Source organism: Pseudomonas cichorii (assembly GCF_019719005.1).
Lineage (GTDB): Bacteria > Pseudomonadota > Gammaproteobacteria > Pseudomonadales > Pseudomonadaceae > Aquipseudomonas > Aquipseudomonas cichorii_E.
On the sequence record NZ_JAIGPJ010000015.1, the window covers coordinates 86,318 to 106,875 of the forward strand.

A 20,558-nucleotide genomic window follows, 5' to 3' on the forward strand; every position below is an offset into this window, starting at 1 on the left:
TCAATTTTTTGTGAAAAGAATGCAAATAACAGGTCGGATTAAACTTATTTCACTGTAGGAAAAAACCTCCAAGAAACCGGCAATCCTAATGCAGCCATAAAAAAGGCCCTTCACGAGCACGCTCGCGAAGGGCCATTCAGTAGTGACGCTTACAGTCAGACTGAACGACGACGGTAGCCGCGATATTCAGGCACCCAGAAATTACGCTCGATGGCTGCCAGCAGTACTTCATCCGACGTCTCAAGGGCAAGACCTTCAGCCTGAGCCTCCTTGGCCACAGCCAGAGCGATCTTGCGGCTGACCTGCTGGATTTCCTTGAGCGGAGGCAAGACTGCATCGCCAAGCCCGGACACCATCGGCGAGCATTCTGCCAGTGCATTGGACGCTGCCATCAACATCCGGTCAGTGATACGCGAAGCCTTGCAAGCCACCACACCCAGACCGATGCCCGGGAAAATGTAGGAGTTGTTGCACTGCGCGATATGTACTGTACGACCATTGATTTCCACAGGCGCGAACGGGCTGCCGGTAGCAACCAGTGCATTGCCATCGGTCCAGCGCAGGATCTCTTCTGGCGTGGCTTCGACCTTGGAGGTCGGGTTCGACAGCGGCATGACCAGCGGTTTGGCACAATGCTTGTGCAGCTCACGGATCACTTGCTCAGTGAACAGACCACGCTGGCCCGAAACACCGATCAGCACCGTCGCACCGGCATGGGTCACTACATCGAGCAACTGCGGGAACGCTTCACCGCCAGCCGCCCAGCCCGCAACATCACCCGCCTTATGAGCCAGGCGCTGCTGGAAGTCCAGCAGGTTGTCCATGCCCTCGGTCAGCAGACCGAAACGGTCGACCATGAAAATACGCTTGCGCGCTTCGCTTTCGCTCAGGCCTTCGATCTTCATCGCGGCAATGATGTGCTCGGCAATCCCGCAACCGGCAGAACCGGCGCCCAGGAACACGACCTTCTGCTGACCCAGCGTCTCGTTCTTGGCCTTGCAGGCGGCAAGCAAGGTGCCCACGGCCACCGATGCAGTGCCCTGAATGTCATCGTTGAAGCAGCACAGCTCGTCACGATACTTCTCCAGCAACGGCATGGCGTTGGACTGGGCGAAATCCTCGAACTGCAGCAGTACATCCGGCCAGCGACGCTGAACGGCATCGATGAAGGTAGCGATGAAATCGTCATATTCCTTACCGGTAACACGCTCATGACGCCAGCCCATGTACATCGGGTCGTCGAGCAGTTCGCGGTTATTGGTGCCGACATCCAGCACGATCGGCAGCGTATAGGCCGGGCTGATGCCACCACAGGCGGTGTACAGCGACAGCTTGCCGATCGGAATGCCCATGCCGCCGATACCCTGGTCGCCCAGGCCCAGAATGCGCTCGCTATCGGTGACAACGATGATCTTGATACGGTCTTTGGTGGCGCTGCGCAGAATGTCGTCGATGCGGTCGCGCTCAGGGTAGGAAATGAACAGCCCGCGATGGGTGCGGTAGATCTTGGAGAATTCCTGGCACGCCTGGCCGACCGTCGGGGTGTAAATGATCGGCAGCATCTCGTCCAGATGCGAATCCAGCAGGCGGAAGAACAGGGTCTCGTTGTTGTCCTGGATCGAACGCAGGTAAATATGCTTGTCCAGGTCGCTGGCGCACTGCTTGTACTGGCTGTACACGCGAGTGACTTGCTCTTCGATCGTCTCTACGTTCTGCGGCAGCAGCCCGATCAAATTGAATTCGACCCGCTCTTGCGGGGTAAAAGCACTCCCCTTGTTCAGAAGGGGCATTTCCAGCAGCGAGGGGCCGGCATAGGAAATGTACAAAGGTCGCGAAGTGTTGGTCATTTTTTCTAATCGCCTTTTTTCGTCTACTCATTAATTCTGGGTATCGACCGGGGCGGGCAGCCTGGCTCTCTGTTTCTTGTTCTTCTTCTGGTTGCCAGTTTTCTATCAGGCCATTCCGGGCATAAAAATCGGATGGCACATATTACCTGCGATAAAGACGGTTGCGGCATTTTGTCGCGCAAAACGTGGCCAAATGATGTCTCAATGTAAAAGCCCTGCCTTGCACAAGCCAGTGCTGCATGGGCATATTTGCCCGCTATCAACGCCACCCACAAGAGGCATGCATGCTCAACGAGAAGCGATTTTCGGCCTTCCTGTTCGATATGGACGGGACCTTGCTCAACTCTGTCATTTGCGCCGAACGAGTGTGGGCGAAATGGGCACGCAAGCACGGCATCGACGTAGAAACCTTTCTACCGACCATCCATGGCGTGAGAAGTATCGATACCGTCCGCCAGCAGAACCTGCCCGGCATCGATGCAGAACAGGAGGCAGAGGCCATTTCTCAGGCCGAGATCGAAGATGTCGAAGGCGTGATCGCGATTGAAGGCGTCGCAGCCTTCCTCGCCTCGCTGCCCAAGGAGCGCTGGGCCATGGTCACCTCCGCCCCGCTTGCACTGGCCCAGGCACGCATGGGCGCTGCCGGCCTGGCACTCCCCGAAATCGTCATCACCGCCGAAGACGTAACCCAAGGCAAACCTGCCCCCGATGGTTTTCTACTGGCCGCCCAACGACTCGGCGTGGCTGCGCAGGACTGCCTGGTATTTGAAGACGCACCCGCCGGCATCACCGCAGCCAAGGCAGCCGGGGCCAGTGTGGTGGTGATCACGGCAGCCCACTTGCACCCTTATGAAACTCAAGATGTGACACTCAAGAGCTACCTTGAGGCCCGCGTAGAAACAGAGGGCCAATGGCTGAAACTGGTCCTGTAAGCGCCACAAACAAAAAGCCCCGGTAAACACCGGGGCCATTCAGCAGCTCAGGCTTTCACTTGCGTGCAATGAGCCCGATGGTAAAGCCATCGACAGCCGCAATTCTTCCACGCCACAGCACACCCGCATCGCAGATCGGGCTTTCATCGGTCGAGTACGTTCTGCAATCCTTCAAATGGATGAAATGGAAAGCTGGCGTGTCTTCATTGGACTCACCCGGCTTGAAAGACAGGATCATCTCCTTCATCGACTCGTCAGTACCGTTATTGAACTGGGTGAAAGGTGCAGAGATATCTGCAGCCAGTTGCTCAAAGTAGGCATCGTGGGAAATCAGATGGCCGGAAACGAGGTTCCCGCCTACCGACAGGGTAACCCCCAACTCAACCTTGGTATTGGCAACGAATTTGACAAGCCACTGAAGCAGCCAGTCGATCTGCTTGCCCTGCCACTTGAACTGGGCAATGACGTCATCATGGCTCTGGCTGGGAGACGGTTGCGGTTGTGCCTGGTTTACGTCCGACATCTGATAGCTCCTTGCATCACAAAACGTGAGATTTGGCTCTACCACACCTTAGCTGAAAAAAAGCAAAGGGGCGGACGGGAGTGGGATTTCTTGAAGATCCGTGAAGCACACCCCAGAAAACAGAAAAGCCCCGTAGACGGAATCTACGGGGCTTTTCAATGTATGGCGGAGAGATAGGGATTCGAACCCTAGGTACCGGTGAAGGTACAACGGATTTCGAATCCGTCCCATTCGGCCACTCTGGCATCTCTCCAACGGCGCGCATGATAACAGCATCGGCGCGTAAGGCGAAGCCCTTTACGCTAATTTTTTTCGTGCTATCAAGCGCTTGCGTAACTTTTTGCCTTAAAGCGGGACGCCCAGGCGGTTTGCGACTTCTTCGTAGGCTTCGATGACGTCACCCAGACCCTGGCGGAAGCGGTCCTTGTCCATCTTCTTGCGAGTGTCTTTATCCCACAGGCGGCAGCCGTCCGGGCTGAATTCGTCGCCCAGGACGATCTCGCCGTGGAATACGCCGAACTCGAGCTTGAAGTCGACCAGCAGCAGGCCTGCGTCGTCGAACAGTTTGCTGAGGACTTCGTTGACCTTGAGCGACAGCTCTTTCATGCGAACCAGTTGCTCGGCGGTGCCCCAACCGAATGCCACGACGTGGGATTCGTTGATGAACGGGTCGCCCTTGGCGTCGTCCTTGAGGAACAGCTCGAAGGTGTACGGATCGAGTTTGGTACCCTCTTCCACACCCAGGCGCTTGACCAGGCTGCCGGCAGCGTAGTTACGCACGACGCACTCGACCGGGATCATGTCCAGTTTCTTGACCAGGCACTCGTTGTCGCCCAGCAGCTTGTCGAATTGGGTCGGAACGCCCGCTTCTTCCAGCTTCTGCATGATGAAGGCGTTGAACTTGTTGTTCACCATGCCTTTGCGGTCCAGCTGTTCGATGCGCTTGCCGTCGAACGCCGAGGTGTCGTTGCGAAACAGCAGGATCAAGCGGTCAGCGTCGTCGGTCTTGTAAACCGACTTGGCTTTGCCGCGGTAGAGTTCTTCACGTTTTTCCATGATGGGCTCCGCTTGCTAAGTAGTTGGGCTAGGCGATATGTCGCCAGTCGAGCCCTGAATCTTGATCGGCCAGCTCCAGCCAGTCCGGGTCGCAACCCAGAGTGTCGGCAAAACATTGCCGGGCCAGATACGGCAGGTTGTTCTTGCTGCTGAGATGGGCCAGCACCAGATGCTGCAAATCCCTCCATCCCAGTTCGCTCACCAGGTTTGCGGCCTGATGATTGTTCAAATGTCCTGTTTCGCCTCCCACACGCTGCTTGAGAAAGACCGGATAACGGCCTCGGGCAAGCATGTCGCGGCAATGGTTGGCCTCAATCATCAAGGCATCCAGGCCATGATAGCTTTGCAGCACATTGGGGCAGTAAGACCCAAGGTCGGTCAGCAGGCCAAAACGGCGGCGCCCGTCATTGAAGACGAACTGGGTGGGCTCCAGCGCATCATGGGCGACGGACACCACATCGATGCCCAGCGCTCCCACCTGCAACCTTTGCCCACCTTCCACCACCCCGGCGGCTTCGACCGGCTTGCGCATCCCGCGCAAGGTCCCGCGACTGAGATAGACCGGCACATTGTACTGCCGAGACAGCAAACCCACGCCATGCACGTGATCGGCATGTTCGTGGGTCACCAGAATGGCACTCAATTGTCTGGCGCTGACTCCCAGTCGCGCCAGACGCCGCTCGGTTTCCCGCAGGGAGAAACCGCAATCGACCAGCACGTACGTATCGTTGCTTGCGACCAGCGTGCCGTTGCCACGGCTGCCGCTGCCCAGAACAGCGAAACGCACTTAACCCAGGTTGTCTTGAATGATGCTCAAGACCCTGCGAGCGACGTCGGCCGGCGCAACGGTGTTGATGTTTTTCTCGACAGTGACCTGCACGCTGTCACCCACCTTGCTCAGGCGGACCTGATAGCGCTCGGCACGGGCTTCGATTTCTTCCTTGCTGGACTTGCTGCCAAACAGGCGACCGAAGAAACCAGGCTCGTTCGCAGGCGTGTTGGCCTTCTCTGCCAGGTTGATGTAGTACAGGCCAAGGCTGCGGTTGATGTCTTCAACGCGCCATTCACCCTGATCCAGCGCACGGCCGACACTCGACCATGCTCGGTCCAGATCGGCACCGACGGTCAGAACCGGGTTGCCACTACCGTCTTCGCTCAGCGCTACACGGCTCGGTGTATCGTAGTCACGCGCCGCCACCAGAGACACCGAACCGCCCTTCTCGGCGTTGCGGCTCATGCTGGCCAGCAGGTCGTCGGTCAGTGCGGCGTCGAGGCCGATGTTGGTCGTGCGCGGCGGGAAACCGACGTCGGCAGTGCTGCCAGCCGGACGCTCGACGCTGACTACATAGACTTCACTGGTGTTGCGCTGTACGCCCGGCTCGATACGAACCCGCACGCGGGTTTCGGAATCGGCCGATACGCCGCTGGCCGTCAGACGCTTGGCGACCGAAGCGGACAGCTCGTCCAGACGCTGCCAGGTGGTGCTGAATTCGCCGGTCTGTGGACGCTCTTCAGCGATACGGAAACCGTTGTCTTCAAAATACTGATGCGCCACCGGCCAGACTTCGGCAGGCGGACGCTGAGCCAGAACCCAATGGGCATCGCCGCTCTTCTGCAAGCTGAAATCGCTCGATTCGGAGGCTACCGACAGAGGCAGCGGACGAGGCACCTTGTACTCGCCCTTCACGGTGCTGTCAGCCACGTTGCGAGGGATCGGCAGCAGCGGATCCAGACGCTTGGTGTTGGAGATGTCGGCAGGCACCTGCATCGGTGCGGTCTGGGTTGCTTCCAGATAGTCACTGCCGCGATCGCGGAAGTAACCATCTTGCCCCCATAGCCAACCGCAACCACTGGTGCTGGAGATAATCAAGGCTAGTGCGGAAAGTCCGGCCAGTCGCTTCATTGCGTAATGCTTCCTCAATTAAACCAATACGCCGGACTGGCGCATGGCCTGACGCAGCGGTTCGTGACAGGCTTCGCTGAGCCAGGTGAGTGGCAGACGGATACCGTCCGGCATCAGACCCATTTCATGCAGAGCCCATTTCACGGGAATAGGGTTGGATTCGATAAACAGGGTGTTATTGACCGGCATCAGCTTTTCATGGATGGCACGTGCCGTTTCGGCATCGCCACGCATGGCAGCGGCGCACAGCTCGCTCATGGCACGCGGCGCGATGTTGGCAGTCACGGAAATGTTGCCCTTGCCGCCCAGCAGCATGAGTTCGACGGCCGTGGCGTCATCGCCGGAATAGAGCAGGAAATCGCTGCTCACGCCTGCCAGGATGTCCTTGGCGCGCTGCAAGTTACCTGTGGCTTCCTTGATACCGATGATGTTGTTGACCTTCGACAGACGCACGACCGTCTCGGGCAGCATGTCGCAAGCAGTACGACCTGGCACGTTGTAGAGAATCTGCGGGATGTCCACGGCCTTGGCGATGTGGCTGAAATGCTGGAACAGGCCTTCTTGCGTCGGCTTGTTGTAGTAAGGCGTCACCAGCAGGCATGCATCGGCACCTGCGGTCTTGGCGTTGGTCGTCAGTTCGACGGCTTCGCGCGTGGAGTTCGCACCAGTACCTGCAATGACAGGGATACGCCCTGCAACCTGAGTGACCACACGGCGGATGACTTCGATGTGTTCGCTCACATCGAGTGTCGCCGACTCACCTGTAGTGCCGACGGCAACAATGGCGTTGGTGCCCTCTTGCAAGTGGAAGTCCACCAGTTTGCTCAGGCTGTCCCAGTCCAGACGACCTTGTGCATCCATGGGTGTGACCAGTGCCACCATACTGCCCGCAATCATGCAACCGCTCCTGCCGGAAAAAGAGAGCCGTAATGGTACTGGCGCCATCAGCCTTGTACAAGCGAAGTACCGCACTGTGAGCATTCCCCTGAGCGATGGTTTTCGCTACCCTTCGTCCTTTGATCGTTACTGGTCATCTGCGCACCTCGTTCAATCGATCGTTTTTTGTCGCCAACCCCCTTGTGCCAGCGCGTTGCAGCCCTACCATGGCCATGCCATGCAGGCGTTCAACGACGGGGCCCGGGTTGGTACCTTGCGCTCACGATCGTCGAAACAGCCCGGCAGAGCCCAAAAAGTACCGACCGCTCATCGCTTAGGAATGCTGCATGTCGTCCACCCCCACAGTTCGCGAACAATTCCTTGTTATCAGTGCCCTTGGCGCAAACCCTATGGAGCTGACCAACGTCCTGTGCCGCGCCAGCCATGAAAACCGCTGCTCGGTCGTCAGCTCCCGCCTGACCCGTCACGGTGAGTGCAGCGCGCTGATCCTTCAGGTCTCTGGTAGCTGGGATGCCCTGGCCCGTCTTGAAACCGGCCTGCCGGGGCTGTCGAAAAAGCACGCCTTCACCATCAGTGTCGTGCGCAGCGCCACGCTCGAAAGCCGTCCTGAAGCCCTGCCTTACGTGGCGTACGTCAGCTCGGCCTATCGCCCGGACATCATCAACGAACTGTGCCAGTTCTTCATCGACCACAACGTCGAGCTGGAAAACCTGATCTGCGATACCTATCTGGCTCCGCAGACCGGTGGCACCATGCTCAACGCGACGTTCACGGTCACGCTGCCGGCAGGCACCCAGATCAGCTGGTTGCGCGACCAGTTCCTGGACTTCGCCGACGCACTGAACCTCGATGCGCTGATCGAACCATGGCGCCCTCAAGCCCCCATGTAAGGAGTTCTCATGGCAGTAGCAGTAGATCAACCCGTTCCCGACTTCCAGGCCCCCGCCACCAGCGGGCAGGCTGTCAGCCTTGCCGGGCTCAAGGGCCAGCAGGTCGTCATTTATTTCTACCCCAAGGACAATACGCCGGGCTGCACCACCCAGGGCCAGAACTTCCGTGACAGCATCGCGCAGTTCCAGGCGGCCAATACTGTGGTTTTCGGCGTATCGCGCGACAGCCTCAAGGCCCACGAGAACTTCAAGGCCAAGCAGGAGTTTCCCTTCGAGCTGATTTCCGACAAGGACGAAGCCCTGTGCCAGCTGTTCGACGTCATCAAACTCAAGAAGCTGTATGGCAAGGAATATCTGGGTGTTGATCGCAGCACCTTCCTGATCGACAAGGATGGCGTGCTGCGCAAGGAATGGCGTGGCGTGAAAGTCCCGGGCCATGTTGAAGAAGTACTGGCGCAGGCTCAGGCACTGAACAAGGCCTGAAGCCCGCCCCACTGGCTGCGGCGCGCAATGCACCGCAGCCGGCGCTACAACATCGGCGCCACGCTCGGTCCATGACGCGGCCAGGCGTCGAGAACGGCCTTGAACAGGGTCGCCAGCGGAATCGCGAAGAATATCCCCCAGAAGCCCCACAACCCGCCAAACAGCAGCACGGCGCAGATGATCGCCACCGGATGCAGATTGACAGCCTCCGAGAACAGCAGCGGCACCAGCACGTTACCGTCCAGCGCCTGAATGATGCCGTGGACCATCATCAGATAGATGAACTGATCGCCCCAGCCCCATTGAAACAGACCGATCAGCGCCACCGGCACCGTGACCACCACGGCGCCCACATAAGGCACGACCACCGACACTCCCACCAGCATCGCCAGCAGCGCGGCATAGTTGAGGCCAAGCGCCACAAATGCCACGTAGGTCACACCGCCACAGATGAAAATCTCGATGACCTTGCCACGAATATAGTTGGCGATCTGGCGATTCATTTCCTCGGCAACCCGGGTCAGCAAGGCACGCTCACGAGGCAGATAGCCACGTACCCAGCGGCCGATCATCTGGCGGTCCTTTAGGAAAAAGAACACCAGGATGGGCACCAACACCAGATAGATCATGAGATTGACCAGCAACGGCAGGCTGGACAGGGAAAACGTCAGCGCCAGTTGGCCGATCTTGCCGATTTCCCCACGAGCAGCTTCGATGGCTTGCAGCACTTGCACGTCCGAAACCAGATGCGGGTAACGCTCCGGCAACAGCAGCAGAAGCGACTGCCATTTGGCGAGCATGCCCGGCAACTCGTTGAACAGGGTGATCAACTGATGCCAGAGCAACGGGACCAGCACCAGCAGGAAAACCAGCAACACGCCGATGAACAGGGCGAATACCAGACCGACCGCCCCCACCTCCGGCATGCGCAGGCGTTCCAGAAAGTTGACAACGCCCTGCATCAGAAACGCCAGAACCAGCCCGGCCAGAACAGGAGCCAGCATGCCACCCAGTGTCAGGACCAGGGTGAATGCCAGAAACAGCAGGACTGCCAGTACAACCGCTTCCTCATCGGAGAAATACAGCTGCACCCAATTGCGAAGCACCTTGAACATCAAACATCCTTTCGAGAAAAAACGGGCTGTGATTTACGCCTTGCGCAACCAATAGCTGTAGATGCCTTCATTGGCCTCTTCATGCAGCAATACATGGCCTGCCAGCCTGGCAAAGGTTCTGAAATCACGCTGCGATCCCGCGTCGGTCGCAATGACTTTCAGAACCGCGCCACTGGGCAGGCGATTGAGTTCCATCTTGGCCTTGAGCAGCGGCAACGGGCAATTGAGGCCACAGGCATCGAGTTCGGCATCACAGACCTCGGGGCGCGTTACAGCGTCAGACATCGTTTCTCTCCAGGCGGACACATCAAGTTAAAAAGTATTCGAAAAAATGCATGCAGACATTTCAGACAGAACGAGAAGAATACCTCACTCTGGTCAGCACGCCATTGAGCCAGCTACAGTAAGCGTTCTCCAGCCTAGAGCCTCGTGCATGAATTTCCTGCGTCCTACACTGCTCACGCTCGCCTGCCTGCTCGCCACGCCGAGCATGGCTGATGATTTACCATCTCTTGGCGACGCCAGCTCTTCCATCGTTTCGCCCGAACAGGAGCACCAGTTGGGCCGTGCCTGGCTGGGCATGCTGCGTGCCCAGGTGGGTCAACTCTCCGACCCGCAGCTCAAGGACTTCGTCGAAACATCGGTCTATCGCCTCGCCGAAACCAGTCAGGTCCAGGACCGGCGCCTTGAGTTCATCCTCATCAACAGCCCCCAGTTGAACGCCTTTGCGGCGCCCGGCGGGATCATCGGGGTCAACGGCGGACTGTTTCTCAACGCCCAGACCGAAGGCGAATACGCATCGGTCATGGCCCACGAACTGGCTCACCTGTCACAGCGCCACTTTGCCCGTGGTGTCGAAGCCCAGCAGCGCATGCAGGTTCCCGTAATGGCCGCCATGCTGGCCGGTATCGTCATGGCCGCAGCAGGTGCGGGTGATGCCGGCATCGCCGCCATTGCCGGCTCACAGGCCGCAGCCATCCAGGAGCAGCGCCGCTTCTCTCGCCAGAACGAACAGGAAGCGGATCGCATCGGCATCATGAACCTGGAAAAAGCCGGGTATGACCCTCGCAACATGCCGACCATGTTCGAGCGTCTCATGCGCCAGTACCGATTCGATGCCAGACCACCGGAGTTCCTGCTGACTCACCCGGTCAGCGAATCGCGTATCGCCGACACCCGCAACCGCGCCGAGCAGGCCAAACCTGGCGGCAAGGAAGACAGCCTTCTCTACCAACTGATGCGGGCACGGGTCGCGCTGATCTATGAAGAAACCCCGGGGATCTCCGCCAAGCGCTTCCGCGCCCAACTGGTTGAAAACCCCAACTCCGATTCGGCACGCTACGGGCTGGCCATCGCGCAGATCAAGGCCGGGCAGCTCAATGAAGCCCGTGAAGAGCTCAAGCCGCTTCTGGCCAAGGCGCCCAACGACATCACCTACAACCTGACCCAGATCGATCTGGACATCACCAACAATCGTCTGGCAGATGCCCAGCAACGGGTTGACCGGATGCTCACGCTGTATCCGAACAACTACCCTCTGAACGACGTGCGGATCGACGTGCTGCTCAAGCAGAACCGCACCGCAGAAGCCGAAAAAGCACTGGAAGCGCTGCTCAAGACCCGCTCAGACGATCCGGACATCTGGTACGTGGTTGCCGAAACAAGGGGTCTGAATGGCAACACCATCGGTCTGCATCAGGCCCGCGCCGAATACTTCGCCCTGGTCGGCGACTTCCGGCAGGCCATTCAGCAACTGGAATTCGCCAAGCGTCGTGCCAGCAACAACTTTCAGCTGGCTTCCCGGATAGATGCCCGGCAGAAAGACCTGATCGAACAGGAACGAATGGTCAAGGACATGATGAACTGACTGTTCACACCCCAGAATGAAAATCCCGGCTCGAAGGCCGGGATTTTCATTTCAGGCATCGCTATCAGGCATTACCAGCCTGTTTCAGGCGAGCCGCCTGAGTGAAATCCAGCATCCGCTGCAGAGGACGGACGGCATGGGGGATTACCGCAGGCTCGACGAATATCTCGTTGCTGCCCTCACGCAGGCACTGCAAGGTGCGCTCAAGGGTGTTCATCGCCATCCAGGGGCAATGAGCACAACTGCGGCACGCCGCACCATTACCGGCCGTTGGCGCTTCGATGAAGATCTTGTCCGGGCACAACTGCTGCATCTTGTAGAAAATGCCGCGGTCGGTGGCCACGATAAACGTCTTGTTGGGCATGCGCTGGGCGGCGGCGATCATCTGGCTGGTGGAACCCACCGCATCGGCCAGGGCAATGACTTCCTCAGGCGATTCGGGATGGACCAGCACGGCAGCGTCCGGATACAGCGCCTTCATGTCTTGCAACTGCTTGGACTTGAACTCTTCGTGAACGATACAGGCACCGTCCCAGAGCAGCATGTCGGCACCGGTTTCACGCTGGATATAACGCCCCAGATGCTTGTCCGGCGCCCAGATGATTTTCTCGCCGTTGTCCATCAGGCTCTCGACGATTTCCAGGGCGCAGCCGGAGGTCACAACCCAGTCGGCGCGGGCTTTGACAGCGGCCGAAGTGTTGGCGTAAACCACCACGGTACGGTCCGGGTGCTGATCGCAGAAAGCAGAGAACTCGTCGACAGGACAGCCCACATCAAGGGAACAGGTGGCTTCAAGCGTCGGCATGAATACCCGTTTTTCCGGGTTGAGGATCTTGGCGGTTTCGCCCATGAAACGCACGCCAGCCACCAGCACGGTACTGGCCGAATGGCTATTGCTGAAGCGCGCCATTTCCAGCGAGTCGGCCACGCAACCGCCAGTTTCTTCGGCCAGGGCCTGGATGACCGGATCACAGTAATAGTGGGCGACGAGCACCGCATCCCGCGCCTTGAGTTCGGCAGCGATTTCGGCGCGGTAATGGGCCTGTTCTTCAATACTCAACGCTTTGGGCTGCTTGGCATCGAGGTGAGCCTGTACCAGAAAGCGTTCGGAAATCTGCGTCATTTTTAGCTGGACCTGAATGCACTTGAGCGCGAGCGGCAAGTTTACACCGGAAAGCCATTCAAGAAAAAAGCCGAAGTAGCTGATTTTCAGGGGTTGTCCAACTTTTCAGGAATCAGCCTGAAAAACTGCAAGCAATTGATTTTCTGTCTGTTTAGCCGCACCTGGAGTAACAAGAATCATTTACCAGATTAATCTACTCCATGACGGGTAAATAATCTGACGCAATAACTTCAGACAAAGCCTGACCTCGCTCCTTTCATTAAATGAAAGCCATAAAAAAACGCCAGTCGAAACCGGCGTTTTTTATTTACATCAAGACTTACTGCGGCTTGCGACGGCCAAAGCCAGGACGCTGACCGGAACCGGCCGGTGGACCACGACGCTTGCCCGATGGAGCATCGTCATCGACAAGCTTGATACCGGCGCGCTTTGGCGAAGGCTTGGCTGGACGCTTGCTCACTTCACTTGGACGCTCGGCAACCGGCGTACCACGGCTGTTCTCGGCAGGACGCGAACCTGGCTTGCCCGAATCCTTGCGCGGTGGACGCTGCGTGGAATCGCCACGTGGACGATCACGATCGCTGCCGGTGACCTGCGGCTGACGTGGTGCGCGCTCGCCGGTGGCCGGTGCGCCATTGGCAGGACGCAGGTTCCGTACGCGCTCGCCCTTGCCCAGTGGGCGGGACGACTGGCGCTGCAAACGCTCCAGCTTGTCCTTGGTCTTGGCATTCATCTGCGGCTGAGCCACAGGTGTCAGGCCGACTTCGGCAGCCAGTACGTCAACTTCGTACTGGCTCATTTCGCGCCAGCGGCCCATCGGCAGGTCGGAATTGAGGAACACCGGCCCGTAACGAACGCGTTTCAGACGGCTGACCACCAGGCCCTGGGATTCCCAGAGACGGCGCACTTCACGGTTACGACCTTCCATCACCACGCAGTGATACCAGTGGTTGAAACCTTCGCCGCCCGGCGCCTGCTGAATGTCGGTGAAACGTGCAGGACCGTCTTCGAGGATCACGCCGTTCTTGAGACGCAGCAGCATGTCGTCATCGACTTCGCCACGCACACGTACCGCATATTCGCGGTCCATCTCGAAGGACGGGTGCATCAGGCGGTTGGCCAGCTCACCATCGGTGGTGAACATCAGCAGACCGGTGGTGTTGATGTCCAGGCGACCGATATTGATCCAGCGGCCTTCTTTGGGACGCGGCAGGCGGTCGAACACCGTTGGACGGCCTTCAGGGTCGTCACGGGTGCAGATCTCGCCGTCCGGTTTGTTGTACATGATGACGCGGCGTACCGTTTCGGCAGCCTCTTCGCGCTTGATGACGCGACCGTCAACGGTAATGGCGTCATGCATGTCGACGCGCTGACCAAGGGTGGCGTCGCGGCCATTGACCTTGATGCGACCCTGGCTGATCCAGGCCTCGACGTCACGGCGCGAACCGACGCCAATACGTGCCAGAACCTTCTGCAGTTTTTCACCTGCGGGTCCGATTTCCTGGCTGTCCTGCGTGTCTTTTTCACTCATCTGGGCACCTCCCGGTGTGTCGAATCAGGGATTGCCGAGGACCGGCAAGACCTGCTGCCCTGCGCGCTGTGGATAGCCGCAAGGCGAAATACTTTAAGCCTGGGCGAAGCGGATTCGCCAAAGGGTCGCGAATCATACGCTCATGCAGCCGGTTGCGCATCCAAGGCTAGTTGAAAATCTGCCGGTCACTTCTTCTTTTTGCGACCGGTGGTCTTCAACTTCGCCAGACGCATGGCCGATTCGGCAAGTACGGTGCGCTTGTCGTCCTTGTCGAGTTTCTTCCAGGCCTTGATTTCCCGTTTGCTGCGACCGCATCCCAGGCAGATGTCGTCGTCAAACTTGCAGAGGCTGATACAGGGGTTCTTGGTGCTGCTCATAGCGTTTTTTTCGCGAATGAATTCGCTCCTACCAAGTCGCGGTAATTTCCGTAGTAACGAATTTATTCGCTCCTAAAGAGTTGGGTCACACGTCGCCTTCAGGCTCATCGACCAACAGATCATCGAAGTCGGTCTTCAGACCCTGCTCCATGGAATCGAGTTCAAGCAACAGGCTGCGGAAGCTGGTTTCATCCCGTGGCGCCTCAGGCTCCTGCTCATCGTCGACCTCAAGGCTGGCGTCGGCCAGGGCCTGCAAATGAGCCGGGACCGGGACGTCGTCGAATTCGAGTACCGGCTCGGTTTCCATCTCGCGCAGGTCGGCCAGTGGCGGCAGTTCTTCGAGACTCTTGAGGTTGAAATGATCGAGAAAGCCCTTGGTGGTCGCAAACATCGCCGGCTTGCCGGGCACATCACGATAGCCCACGACCCTGATCCACTCGCGCTCCAGCAGCGTCTTGACGATATGGCTGTTGACCGCCACGCCACGCACATCTTCGATTTCGCCACGGGTAATCGGCTGGCGATAGGCGATCAGCGCCAAGGTTTCCAGCATGGCCCGGGAATAACGCTGCGGACGCTCTTCCCACAAACGCCCGACCCAGGGCGAAAAGCGCTCGCGAATCTGCAGGCGATAGCCGGAAGCCACTTCCTTGAGCTCGAAAGCCCGACCTTCACAGGACTTGCTCAGCACTTGCAGAGCCTTCTTGAAGACCGGCGGCTCCGGGCGCTCGCCTTCCTCGAACAGCTCGTACAAGCGCTCCAGCGTCTGCGGCTTTCCGGAAGCCAGCAGAAACGCTTCAAGCAACGGGGCCAGCTCGCGGGGTTCATTGAGGTTCATGATTCAGTTCTTGCTCTACTCGGCTCGCGCCCGGACATGGATCGCCGCAAAGGGCTCGTTTTGGACCAGCTCGACCAGAGACTCCTTGACCAGCTCAAGCACGGCCATGAACGTCACTACAACACCAAGCCGCCCTTCTTCAGCGGTGAACAATTCGGCAAAAGGCACAAAACCACCACCCTTGAGCCGCTCCAGCACATCACTCATGCGCTCGCGGGTCGACAATGCCTCACGGCTGACCTGATGGCTCTCGAACATGTCGCCCCGGTGCAGCACCTCGGCCATGGACATCAGCACTTCTTCCAGGCTGACATCCGGCAACAGCTTGCGCGCCCTCGCTTCGGGGGCATCGAGTTTGGGAACGATCACATCGCGCCCGACCCGCAGCAAGCCATCGATCCCTTCGGCAGCGGCCTTGAAACGCTCGTACTCCTGGAGACGGCGGATCAGTTCGGCACGGGGATCCTCTTCATCCTCTTCCACTTCTGCCGAGCGCGGCAGCAGCATCCGCGACTTGATCTCGGCCAGCATCGCGGCCATCACCAGATACTCGGCGGCCAGTTCCAGACGCACGGTTTTCATCAACTCGACGTAACCCATGTACTGACGGGTGATTTCCGCCACCGGGATGTCGAGGATATCGATGTTCTGTTTACGGATCAGGTACAGCAGCAGGTCAAGCGGGCCCTCGAAGGCTTCGAGAAAGACTTCCAGAGCATCCGGCGGAATATAGAGGTCCAGCGGCATTTGCGTGACCGCCTGCCCATAGACCAGTGCGAACGGCAGCTCCTGCTGGGCATCGGCCTGGCTGTCTACCGTTTCCAGGTTCGTCATTAAGCTTCTTCACCGAACGGCGTCGGATCACCGCAACCCACACGGATGATCTGCGGCTCTCCGTCAGCCAGGCTGATGACGGTGGAAGCCGAAATGCCGCCCATACCGCCATCGATGATCAGGTCCACCTGATGTTCCAGGATCTGACGCATTTCATAAGGATCGCTCAGCGGCACGCTGTCGCCGGGCATGATCAGGCTGACACTCATCAGCGGCTCACCCAGTTGCTCCAGCAACGCCTGGGCAATCGGATGACTCGGCACGCGCAGGCCGATGGTACGGCGCTTGGGGTGCAGGATCAGGCGCGGCACTTCACGGGTTGCATTCAGAATGAAAGTGTAAGGCCCCGGTGTATGCGCCTTGAGGGCTCGAAAGGCTCCGGTATCGACCTTGGCGAACAGGCCCAGTTGCGACAGGTCGCAGCACATCAGGGTGAAGTTGTGCTTGTCGTCCAGCTGGCGCAGACGACGAATGCGCTCGATAGCGCTCTTGTCGCCGATCTGGCAGCCCAGCGCATAGGACGAATCGGTCGGGTACACCACCAGCCCGCCGGCTTTGATGATTTCCGCGGCCTGTTTGATCAGACGCGGTTGCGGGTTCTCCGGGTGGACCTGGAAAAATTGACTCACGGTAACTTCCTGTTCAGACGGAGGCTGGAGGCTGTTCATGTTTGAATCTGCACCACAATGGCGGCAGATCCTCGGGCAACGGTCGGTATATACCGATCTCGGACCATGCACCAGGGCCATGGAAATCGCTGCCGGCGGTAACCAGCAGACCGAACTCACGGGCCAGTATCGCCAGGGTTCCGACCTGATCGGCAGGTTGCATGCCATTGACCACTTCGATGGCGTGGCCACCGGCCTGGATGAAATCGGCGACCAGTTTACGCCGTTTACTGCGCGTGAAGTCATAATGCGATGGATGCGCGAGGCTGACCCAGGCACCTGAAGCCCGCAAAGTGGCGACGGTTTCGTCCAGAGTCGGCCAATGCTGCTTCACATCCCCCAGCTTGCCTGCCCCCAGCCATTTGCGAAAAGCCTCGGCACGATCCTTCACAAAACCGGCACGCACCAGATAGTCGGCAAAGTGCGGTCGGGCCGGAGCATTACCGCTGTCGCCCAGTTCCTGCTGGATCGCCCGGGCACCTTCCAGCGCCCCAGGCATACCTTTGATCGCCAATTTGCGACTGATTTCCTCAGCCCGCAGCCAGCGGCCTTCGTGCAAACGCTCGATTGCTTCCACCAGCGCCGGGGCCTTCATGTCGAATCCGTAGCCCAGAATATGGATGGTTGCGCCTCCCCAGGTGCAGGACAACTCGACGCCATTGACCAGCTGCATCCCCAGGGAATGCGCGGCCGCGCGGGCTTCTTCGAGGCCTTCGACCGTGTCATGGTCGGTCAGCGACAGGACCCGCACACCGTTTTCATAGGCACGGGCAACCACGGCCGCTGGCGCAAGAGAGCCATCCGACGCGGTGCTGTGGCAGTGCAGGTCAACATTCATATTCGGGAGCTATCGCTGTCTTTGATGTTTGTTATTATGCCGTCACATCCTGCTTCTGGCTGCCATTGTGAAACAATTCATAGACTTCATCCCGCTGATCCTGTTTTTCATCGTCTACAAGACCGAACCTCGCGCCGTCGACATCCTGGGCCACAGTTACATGCTAGGCGGGATTTTCAGTGCGACCGCGATGCTGATCGCCAGCTCCCTGGTCGTCTACGGGATTCTGTACATCAAGCAGCGCAAACTGGAAAAAAGCCAATGGCTGACCCTGGTAGCCTGCCTGGTCTTCGGCAGCCTGACCCTGGCCTTTCACAGCGAAACCTTCCTCAAGTGGAAAGCTCCGGTGGTCAACTGGCTGTTTGCCCTGGCATTTGCCGGCAGCCACTTCATCGGTGATCGCCCGTTGATCCAGCGCGTCATGGGCCACGCCCTGACCCTGCCTGCTGCAGTCTGGGTCAAACTCAACATTGCCTGGGTTCTGTTCTTCATTTTCTGCGGTGCGGCCAATCTGTATGTGGCCTTTACCTATCAGGACTTCTGGGTCGACTTCAAAGTTTTCGGCAGTCTGGCCATGACCCTGATCTTCCTGGTGGCTCAAGGTATCTACCTGAGCCGTCACCTGAGTGACGCGGCCCCTTCTTCCACTACCAAAACCGAGGACTGACATGCTCTACGCCATCATTGCTACAGATGTTCCCGACTCGCTGGAAAAACGCCTGAGCGTACGTCCTGCTCACCTGGAGCGCATCATCGCCCTGAAGGACGCAGGCCGTCTGGTGCTGGCGGGTCCTCATCCAGCCGTGGACAGCAATGATCCGGGCCCTGCGGGTTTCAGCGGCAGCCTGATCGTCGCCGAGTTCGAGTCCCTGAGCGCCGCGCAAACCTGGGCCAAGGCCGATCCATTCGTTGCCGCAGGCGTCTATGGCAATGTTGTGGTCAAGCCGTTCAAGCAAGTCCTGCCTTAAATCTGCTATTGCTCGCAGGAATTCATTCGCGAAAAGCACCGTCTCGCGAATGAATTCGCTCCTGCGCATACCTCCCCTTTGCTCATCATTCCCGCCTCCCTGCCGACAACCTCATCGATATTTCTAATAGAAACGGCTCTATCAAGGGAGTTCAGATGCGTCCAGGTGCGTTGTGTCTGTTGATGATGGTGTTAGCGGTAAACAGTGCGGTTCAGGCCGAGGAAACCAGTGATTCCGGTAACGTGCAGGCATTGCATTTGCCCAGCCCTGCCAGCCGGATTGCCGAGCTTGAACAGCGACTCAGGGAAAGCGAGCGCCTGCGCGAAGAACAACTCAGGCAGACGCAGAATGCAGAGACCGAGCGTGAAAACGCGCAAGTGGCACGTTTGCGTCAAGAGAACCAGAGACTCAAGCTGCAGCTCAAGGAAGCACAATCCATCGCGTCCTCACACTTGCTGACCGAACAGCAACAATGGTTCATTGCAGGCGGTGGCGTTGCGGTAATAGCCCTGGTGTGCGGTATATTTGTCGGCGGTCGACGTAAGCAACGTCAGCAATGGCTAAATTGAGTGAGTCATGAGCGAGCTGTTACTAATTGATGATGATCAGGAGCTATGTGAGCTTCTGAGCAGTTGGCTGAGCCAGGAAGGTTTTCAGGTACGCGCCTGTCACGACGGTCACAGTGCGCGTCGGGCACTGGCCGAAACCGCTCCGTCTGCCGTGGTGCTGGACGTGATGCTGCCCGATGGCAGCGGCCTTGAACTGCTCAAGCAACTGCGCACCGACCATCCCGAGCTTCCTGTGGTCATGCTTTCGGCCAGGGGCGAACCTCTGGACCGCATCCTCGGCCTGGAACTGGGTGCCGACGATTATCTGGCCAAACCCTGTGACCCACGGGAGCTGACGGCCAGGCTGCGAGCCGTACTGCGCCGCAGCCATCCGGTCGCCACCTCCAGCCAGCTTGAACTGGGCGACCTGTGCTTCAGCCCGGTGCGCGGCGTGGTCAGCATCGATGAAAAAGAACTGACCCTGACCATTTCCGAAAGCCGCCTGCTCGAAGCGCTGCTGCGTCAACCGGGCGAGCCTCTGGACAAGCAGGAGCTGGCGCAGCTGGCCCTGGGGCGCAAACTGACGTTGTATGACCGCAGCCTGGACATGCACGTCAGCAACCTGCGCAAGAAGATCGGCCCGCATGCCGATGGCCGGCCTCGTATCGTGGCGCTGCGTAGCCGCGGTTATTACTACAGCCTGTGAAGCAAAAGCCCCGGTGCCTGGTAAACCCGGGTGCCGGTTCGCTTTACACAAGCTTTACCGAGGGCTGACCGCCCTTGACCTTGATCTCCCTAAACTGGGCTCCAACGGCAACGAGCCGCACCAGAGACAAGGAGATTCACCATGCGCAAGACCCTCATCGCTTTGATGCTCGCAGCAGCACTGCCTACCGTCGCCATGGCCGTACCACCACCGGGTGGCCCGGAAGCCGACGTACCGGGCATCCATCAGGATCGCGATCATCGCGGCCCAGGTCCGGAAATGAAACGTGGCCCTGGCCCTTTTGCCGATCTGGATCTGACTCGCGAACAACGCCGTGACATCGGTAAATTGATGGGCGAGCAGATGAAAGACCGCCGCGACGTCACCGAGCGCTACCTGGCCAAGCTGCCCCCGGCAGACCAGAAAGCCATGAAAGACGAACTGGATGCCAAACGGGCCAAGACCGACAGCGAGATCCGCGCCCTGCTCAAGCCGGATCAGCAGAAGGAGTTCGACGAGATTCGCAAGAAACAGGAAGAGCGCCGCGCCGAATGGGCTGAATTCAAAGCCTGGAAAGCGGAAAAGGCAAAAAAGGCGCAATAATCGCCAGACTG

General features: G+C 58.7%; 24 protein-coding genes and 1 tRNA gene. 9 read left to right on the forward strand and 16 right to left on the reverse strand.

Annotation, left to right across the window (positions count from 1 at the left end):
* Positions 1 to 155: 155 nt before the first annotated feature.
* On the reverse strand, positions 156 to 1,847 hold the full coding sequence (locus K5D32_RS13480; protein WP_221527657.1) for an NAD-dependent malic enzyme: 1,692 nt from the start codon (positions 1,845 to 1,847) through the stop codon (positions 156 to 158).
* A 284-nt stretch (positions 1,848 to 2,131) separates the two neighbouring features.
* Between K5D32_RS13480 and K5D32_RS13485 the strand changes: the two genes are divergently transcribed.
* Entirely contained in the window at positions 2,132 to 2,779 is a 648-nt protein-coding gene (locus tag K5D32_RS13485; protein ID WP_221600604.1) for an HAD family hydrolase, read from the forward strand.
* 55 nt (positions 2,780 to 2,834) lie between these two features.
* On the opposite strand, the gene gvpU is transcribed toward K5D32_RS13485, so the two are convergent.
* The 6 genes from gvpU to dapA form a co-directional block, all read right to left on the reverse strand.
* A complete protein-coding gene (gene gvpU / locus K5D32_RS13490) occupies positions 2,835 to 3,302 on the reverse strand; it encodes a gas vesicle accessory protein GvpU (protein WP_221538582.1) in 468 nt (155 codons plus the stop codon).
* 163 nt (positions 3,303 to 3,465) lie between these two features.
* Positions 3,466 to 3,555 (reverse strand) — tRNA-Ser (locus K5D32_RS13495).
* A gap of 92 nt (positions 3,556 to 3,647) precedes the next feature.
* Positions 3,648 to 4,358, reverse strand: coding sequence for a phosphoribosylaminoimidazolesuccinocarboxamide synthase (gene purC, locus K5D32_RS13500; RefSeq protein ID WP_095067461.1), 711 nt, complete (start codon positions 4,356 to 4,358; stop codon positions 3,648 to 3,650).
* 28 nt (positions 4,359 to 4,386) lie between these two features.
* The gene (locus K5D32_RS13505) at positions 4,387 to 5,145 is read right to left on the reverse strand and encodes an MBL fold metallo-hydrolase (RefSeq protein ID WP_025261202.1); all 759 of its coding nucleotides are present in this window, start codon (positions 5,143 to 5,145) and stop codon (positions 4,387 to 4,389) included.
* Positions 5,146 to 6,261, reverse strand: a complete 1,116-nt coding sequence (bamC, locus tag K5D32_RS13510) for an outer membrane protein assembly factor BamC (protein WP_025261203.1) — start codon at positions 6,259 to 6,261, stop codon at positions 5,146 to 5,148.
* An 18-nt stretch (positions 6,262 to 6,279) separates the two neighbouring features.
* On the reverse strand, positions 6,280 to 7,158 hold the full coding sequence (gene dapA / locus K5D32_RS13515; protein WP_221529281.1) for a 4-hydroxy-tetrahydrodipicolinate synthase: 879 nt from the start codon (positions 7,156 to 7,158) through the stop codon (positions 6,280 to 6,282).
* Between the two features lie 326 nt (positions 7,159 to 7,484).
* Between dapA and K5D32_RS13520 the strand changes: the two genes are divergently transcribed.
* Together K5D32_RS13520 and K5D32_RS13525 are read left to right on the forward strand one after the other, a co-directional pair.
* Positions 7,485 to 8,048, forward strand: coding sequence for a glycine cleavage system protein R (locus K5D32_RS13520; protein ID WP_025261205.1), 564 nt, complete (start codon positions 7,485 to 7,487; stop codon positions 8,046 to 8,048).
* A gap of 9 nt (positions 8,049 to 8,057) precedes the next feature.
* Positions 8,058 to 8,531, forward strand: a complete 474-nt coding sequence (locus K5D32_RS13525) for a peroxiredoxin (protein WP_221600605.1) — start codon at positions 8,058 to 8,060, stop codon at positions 8,529 to 8,531.
* A 44-nt stretch (positions 8,532 to 8,575) separates the two neighbouring features.
* Here the strand turns inward: K5D32_RS13525 and K5D32_RS13530 are convergent, their stop codons facing one another.
* Positions 8,576 to 9,646 carry an AI-2E family transporter gene (locus tag K5D32_RS13530; RefSeq protein ID WP_198729003.1) on the reverse strand — a complete coding sequence of 357 codons (1,071 nt, stop codon included), beginning with the start codon at positions 9,644 to 9,646 and terminating at the stop codon, positions 8,576 to 8,578.
* Between the two features lie 33 nt (positions 9,647 to 9,679).
* On the reverse strand, positions 9,680 to 9,931 hold the full coding sequence (locus tag K5D32_RS13535) for a sulfurtransferase TusA family protein (protein ID WP_025261208.1): 252 nt from the start codon (positions 9,929 to 9,931) through the stop codon (positions 9,680 to 9,682).
* A 148-nt stretch (positions 9,932 to 10,079) separates the two neighbouring features.
* On the opposite strand from K5D32_RS13535, the gene K5D32_RS13540 reads away from it, so the two are divergent.
* Positions 10,080 to 11,513 carry a M48 family metalloprotease gene (locus K5D32_RS13540; protein WP_221538586.1) on the forward strand — a complete coding sequence of 478 codons (1,434 nt, stop codon included), beginning with the start codon at positions 10,080 to 10,082 and terminating at the stop codon, positions 11,511 to 11,513.
* Between the two features lie 64 nt (positions 11,514 to 11,577).
* On the opposite strand, the gene nadA is transcribed toward K5D32_RS13540, so the two are convergent.
* The 7 genes from nadA to K5D32_RS13575 form a co-directional block, all read right to left on the reverse strand.
* A complete protein-coding gene (gene nadA, locus K5D32_RS13545) occupies positions 11,578 to 12,636 on the reverse strand; it encodes a quinolinate synthase NadA (RefSeq protein WP_221538588.1) in 1,059 nt (352 codons plus the stop codon).
* Between the two features lie 319 nt (positions 12,637 to 12,955).
* Entirely contained in the window at positions 12,956 to 14,167 is a 1,212-nt protein-coding gene (rluB, locus tag K5D32_RS13550) for a 23S rRNA pseudouridine(2605) synthase RluB (protein WP_221600606.1), read from the reverse strand.
* A gap of 185 nt (positions 14,168 to 14,352) precedes the next feature.
* Positions 14,353 to 14,544 carry a DUF1289 domain-containing protein gene (locus K5D32_RS13555; protein ID WP_200999859.1) on the reverse strand — a complete coding sequence of 64 codons (192 nt, stop codon included), beginning with the start codon at positions 14,542 to 14,544 and terminating at the stop codon, positions 14,353 to 14,355.
* Positions 14,545 to 14,629: 85 nt separating this feature from the next.
* Positions 14,630 to 15,382, reverse strand: a complete 753-nt coding sequence (gene scpB / locus K5D32_RS13560; protein WP_221575519.1) for an SMC-Scp complex subunit ScpB — start codon at positions 15,380 to 15,382, stop codon at positions 14,630 to 14,632.
* Between the two features lie 15 nt (positions 15,383 to 15,397).
* The gene (locus K5D32_RS13565) at positions 15,398 to 16,096 is read right to left on the reverse strand and encodes a ScpA family protein (protein WP_176767540.1); all 699 of its coding nucleotides are present in this window, start codon (positions 16,094 to 16,096) and stop codon (positions 15,398 to 15,400) included.
* Between the two features lie 119 nt (positions 16,097 to 16,215).
* Complete coding sequence (locus K5D32_RS13570) at positions 16,216 to 16,845, reverse strand: L-threonylcarbamoyladenylate synthase (protein WP_221529279.1); 630 nt, start codon at positions 16,843 to 16,845, stop codon at positions 16,216 to 16,218.
* Positions 16,846 to 16,858: 13 nt separating this feature from the next.
* A complete protein-coding gene (locus K5D32_RS13575; RefSeq protein ID WP_025261216.1) occupies positions 16,859 to 17,722 on the reverse strand; it encodes a PHP domain-containing protein in 864 nt (287 codons plus the stop codon).
* Between the two features lie 67 nt (positions 17,723 to 17,789).
* Here K5D32_RS13575 and K5D32_RS13580 point away from each other — a divergent pair, with 67 nt between their 5' ends.
* The 5 genes from K5D32_RS13580 to K5D32_RS13600 all read left to right on the forward strand — a co-directional run bounded on the left by K5D32_RS13580 (position 17,790) and on the right by K5D32_RS13600 (position 20,547).
* Positions 17,790 to 18,389 carry a septation protein A gene (locus tag K5D32_RS13580; RefSeq protein ID WP_025261217.1) on the forward strand — a complete coding sequence of 200 codons (600 nt, stop codon included), beginning with the start codon at positions 17,790 to 17,792 and terminating at the stop codon, positions 18,387 to 18,389.
* Position 18,390: 1 nt separating this feature from the next.
* A complete protein-coding gene (locus K5D32_RS13585; RefSeq protein WP_221538595.1) occupies positions 18,391 to 18,690 on the forward strand; it encodes a YciI family protein in 300 nt (99 codons plus the stop codon).
* Positions 18,691 to 18,845: 155 nt separating this feature from the next.
* Positions 18,846 to 19,259 (forward strand): translation initiation factor 2, encoded by a 414-nt coding sequence (locus K5D32_RS13590; RefSeq protein ID WP_221538596.1) that lies wholly within the window; start codon positions 18,846 to 18,848, stop codon positions 19,257 to 19,259.
* A 7-nt stretch (positions 19,260 to 19,266) separates the two neighbouring features.
* Positions 19,267 to 19,944: a response regulator transcription factor gene (locus tag K5D32_RS13595; protein ID WP_216703729.1), complete on the forward strand. Its 678-nt coding sequence runs from the start codon at positions 19,267 to 19,269 to the stop codon at positions 19,942 to 19,944.
* A 141-nt stretch (positions 19,945 to 20,085) separates the two neighbouring features.
* The gene (locus tag K5D32_RS13600; RefSeq protein ID WP_216703730.1) at positions 20,086 to 20,547 is read left to right on the forward strand and encodes a Spy/CpxP family protein refolding chaperone; all 462 of its coding nucleotides are present in this window, start codon (positions 20,086 to 20,088) and stop codon (positions 20,545 to 20,547) included.
* The last annotated feature ends 11 nt before the right edge of the window (positions 20,548 to 20,558 follow it).

What these genes read in the sequence shown, in the direction of transcription:
- K5D32_RS13480 (WP_221527657.1), bottom strand. Translation starts at nt 1,847, where the DNA reads ATGACCAACACTTCGCGACCTTTGTACATTTCCTATGCCGGCCCCTCG.
- K5D32_RS13485 (WP_221600604.1), top strand. Translation starts at nt 2,132, where the DNA reads ATGCTCAACGAGAAGCGATTTTCGGCCTTCCTGTTCGATATGGACGGG.
- gvpU (WP_221538582.1), bottom strand. Translation starts at nt 3,302, where the DNA reads ATGTCGGACGTAAACCAGGCACAACCGCAACCGTCTCCCAGCCAGAGC.
- purC (WP_095067461.1), bottom strand. Translation starts at nt 4,358, where the DNA reads ATGGAAAAACGTGAAGAACTCTACCGCGGCAAAGCCAAGTCGGTTTAC.
- bamC (WP_025261203.1), bottom strand. Translation starts at nt 6,261, where the DNA reads ATGAAGCGACTGGCCGGACTTTCCGCACTAGCCTTGATTATCTCCAGC.
- dapA (WP_221529281.1), bottom strand. Translation starts at nt 7,158, where the DNA reads ATGATTGCGGGCAGTATGGTGGCACTGGTCACACCCATGGATGCACAA.
- K5D32_RS13520 (WP_025261205.1), top strand. Translation starts at nt 7,485, where the DNA reads ATGTCGTCCACCCCCACAGTTCGCGAACAATTCCTTGTTATCAGTGCC.
- K5D32_RS13525 (WP_221600605.1), top strand. Translation starts at nt 8,058, where the DNA reads ATGGCAGTAGCAGTAGATCAACCCGTTCCCGACTTCCAGGCCCCCGCC.
- K5D32_RS13530 (WP_198729003.1), bottom strand. Translation starts at nt 9,646, where the DNA reads ATGTTCAAGGTGCTTCGCAATTGGGTGCAGCTGTATTTCTCCGATGAG.
- K5D32_RS13535 (WP_025261208.1), bottom strand. Translation starts at nt 9,931, where the DNA reads ATGTCTGACGCTGTAACGCGCCCCGAGGTCTGTGATGCCGAACTCGAT.
- K5D32_RS13540 (WP_221538586.1), top strand. Translation starts at nt 10,080, where the DNA reads ATGAATTTCCTGCGTCCTACACTGCTCACGCTCGCCTGCCTGCTCGCC.
- nadA (WP_221538588.1), bottom strand. Translation starts at nt 12,636, where the DNA reads ATGACGCAGATTTCCGAACGCTTTCTGGTACAGGCTCACCTCGATGCC.
- rluB (WP_221600606.1), bottom strand. Translation starts at nt 14,167, where the DNA reads ATGAGTGAAAAAGACACGCAGGACAGCCAGGAAATCGGACCCGCAGGT.
- K5D32_RS13555 (WP_200999859.1), bottom strand. Translation starts at nt 14,544, where the DNA reads ATGAGCAGCACCAAGAACCCCTGTATCAGCCTCTGCAAGTTTGACGAC.
- scpB (WP_221575519.1), bottom strand. Translation starts at nt 15,382, where the DNA reads ATGAACCTCAATGAACCCCGCGAGCTGGCCCCGTTGCTTGAAGCGTTT.
- K5D32_RS13575 (WP_025261216.1), bottom strand. Translation starts at nt 17,722, where the DNA reads ATGAATGTTGACCTGCACTGCCACAGCACCGCGTCGGATGGCTCTCTT.
- K5D32_RS13585 (WP_221538595.1), top strand. Translation starts at nt 18,391, where the DNA reads ATGCTCTACGCCATCATTGCTACAGATGTTCCCGACTCGCTGGAAAAA.
- K5D32_RS13590 (WP_221538596.1), top strand. Translation starts at nt 18,846, where the DNA reads ATGCGTCCAGGTGCGTTGTGTCTGTTGATGATGGTGTTAGCGGTAAAC.
- K5D32_RS13595 (WP_216703729.1), top strand. Translation starts at nt 19,267, where the DNA reads ATGAGCGAGCTGTTACTAATTGATGATGATCAGGAGCTATGTGAGCTT.
- K5D32_RS13600 (WP_216703730.1), top strand. Translation starts at nt 20,086, where the DNA reads ATGCGCAAGACCCTCATCGCTTTGATGCTCGCAGCAGCACTGCCTACC.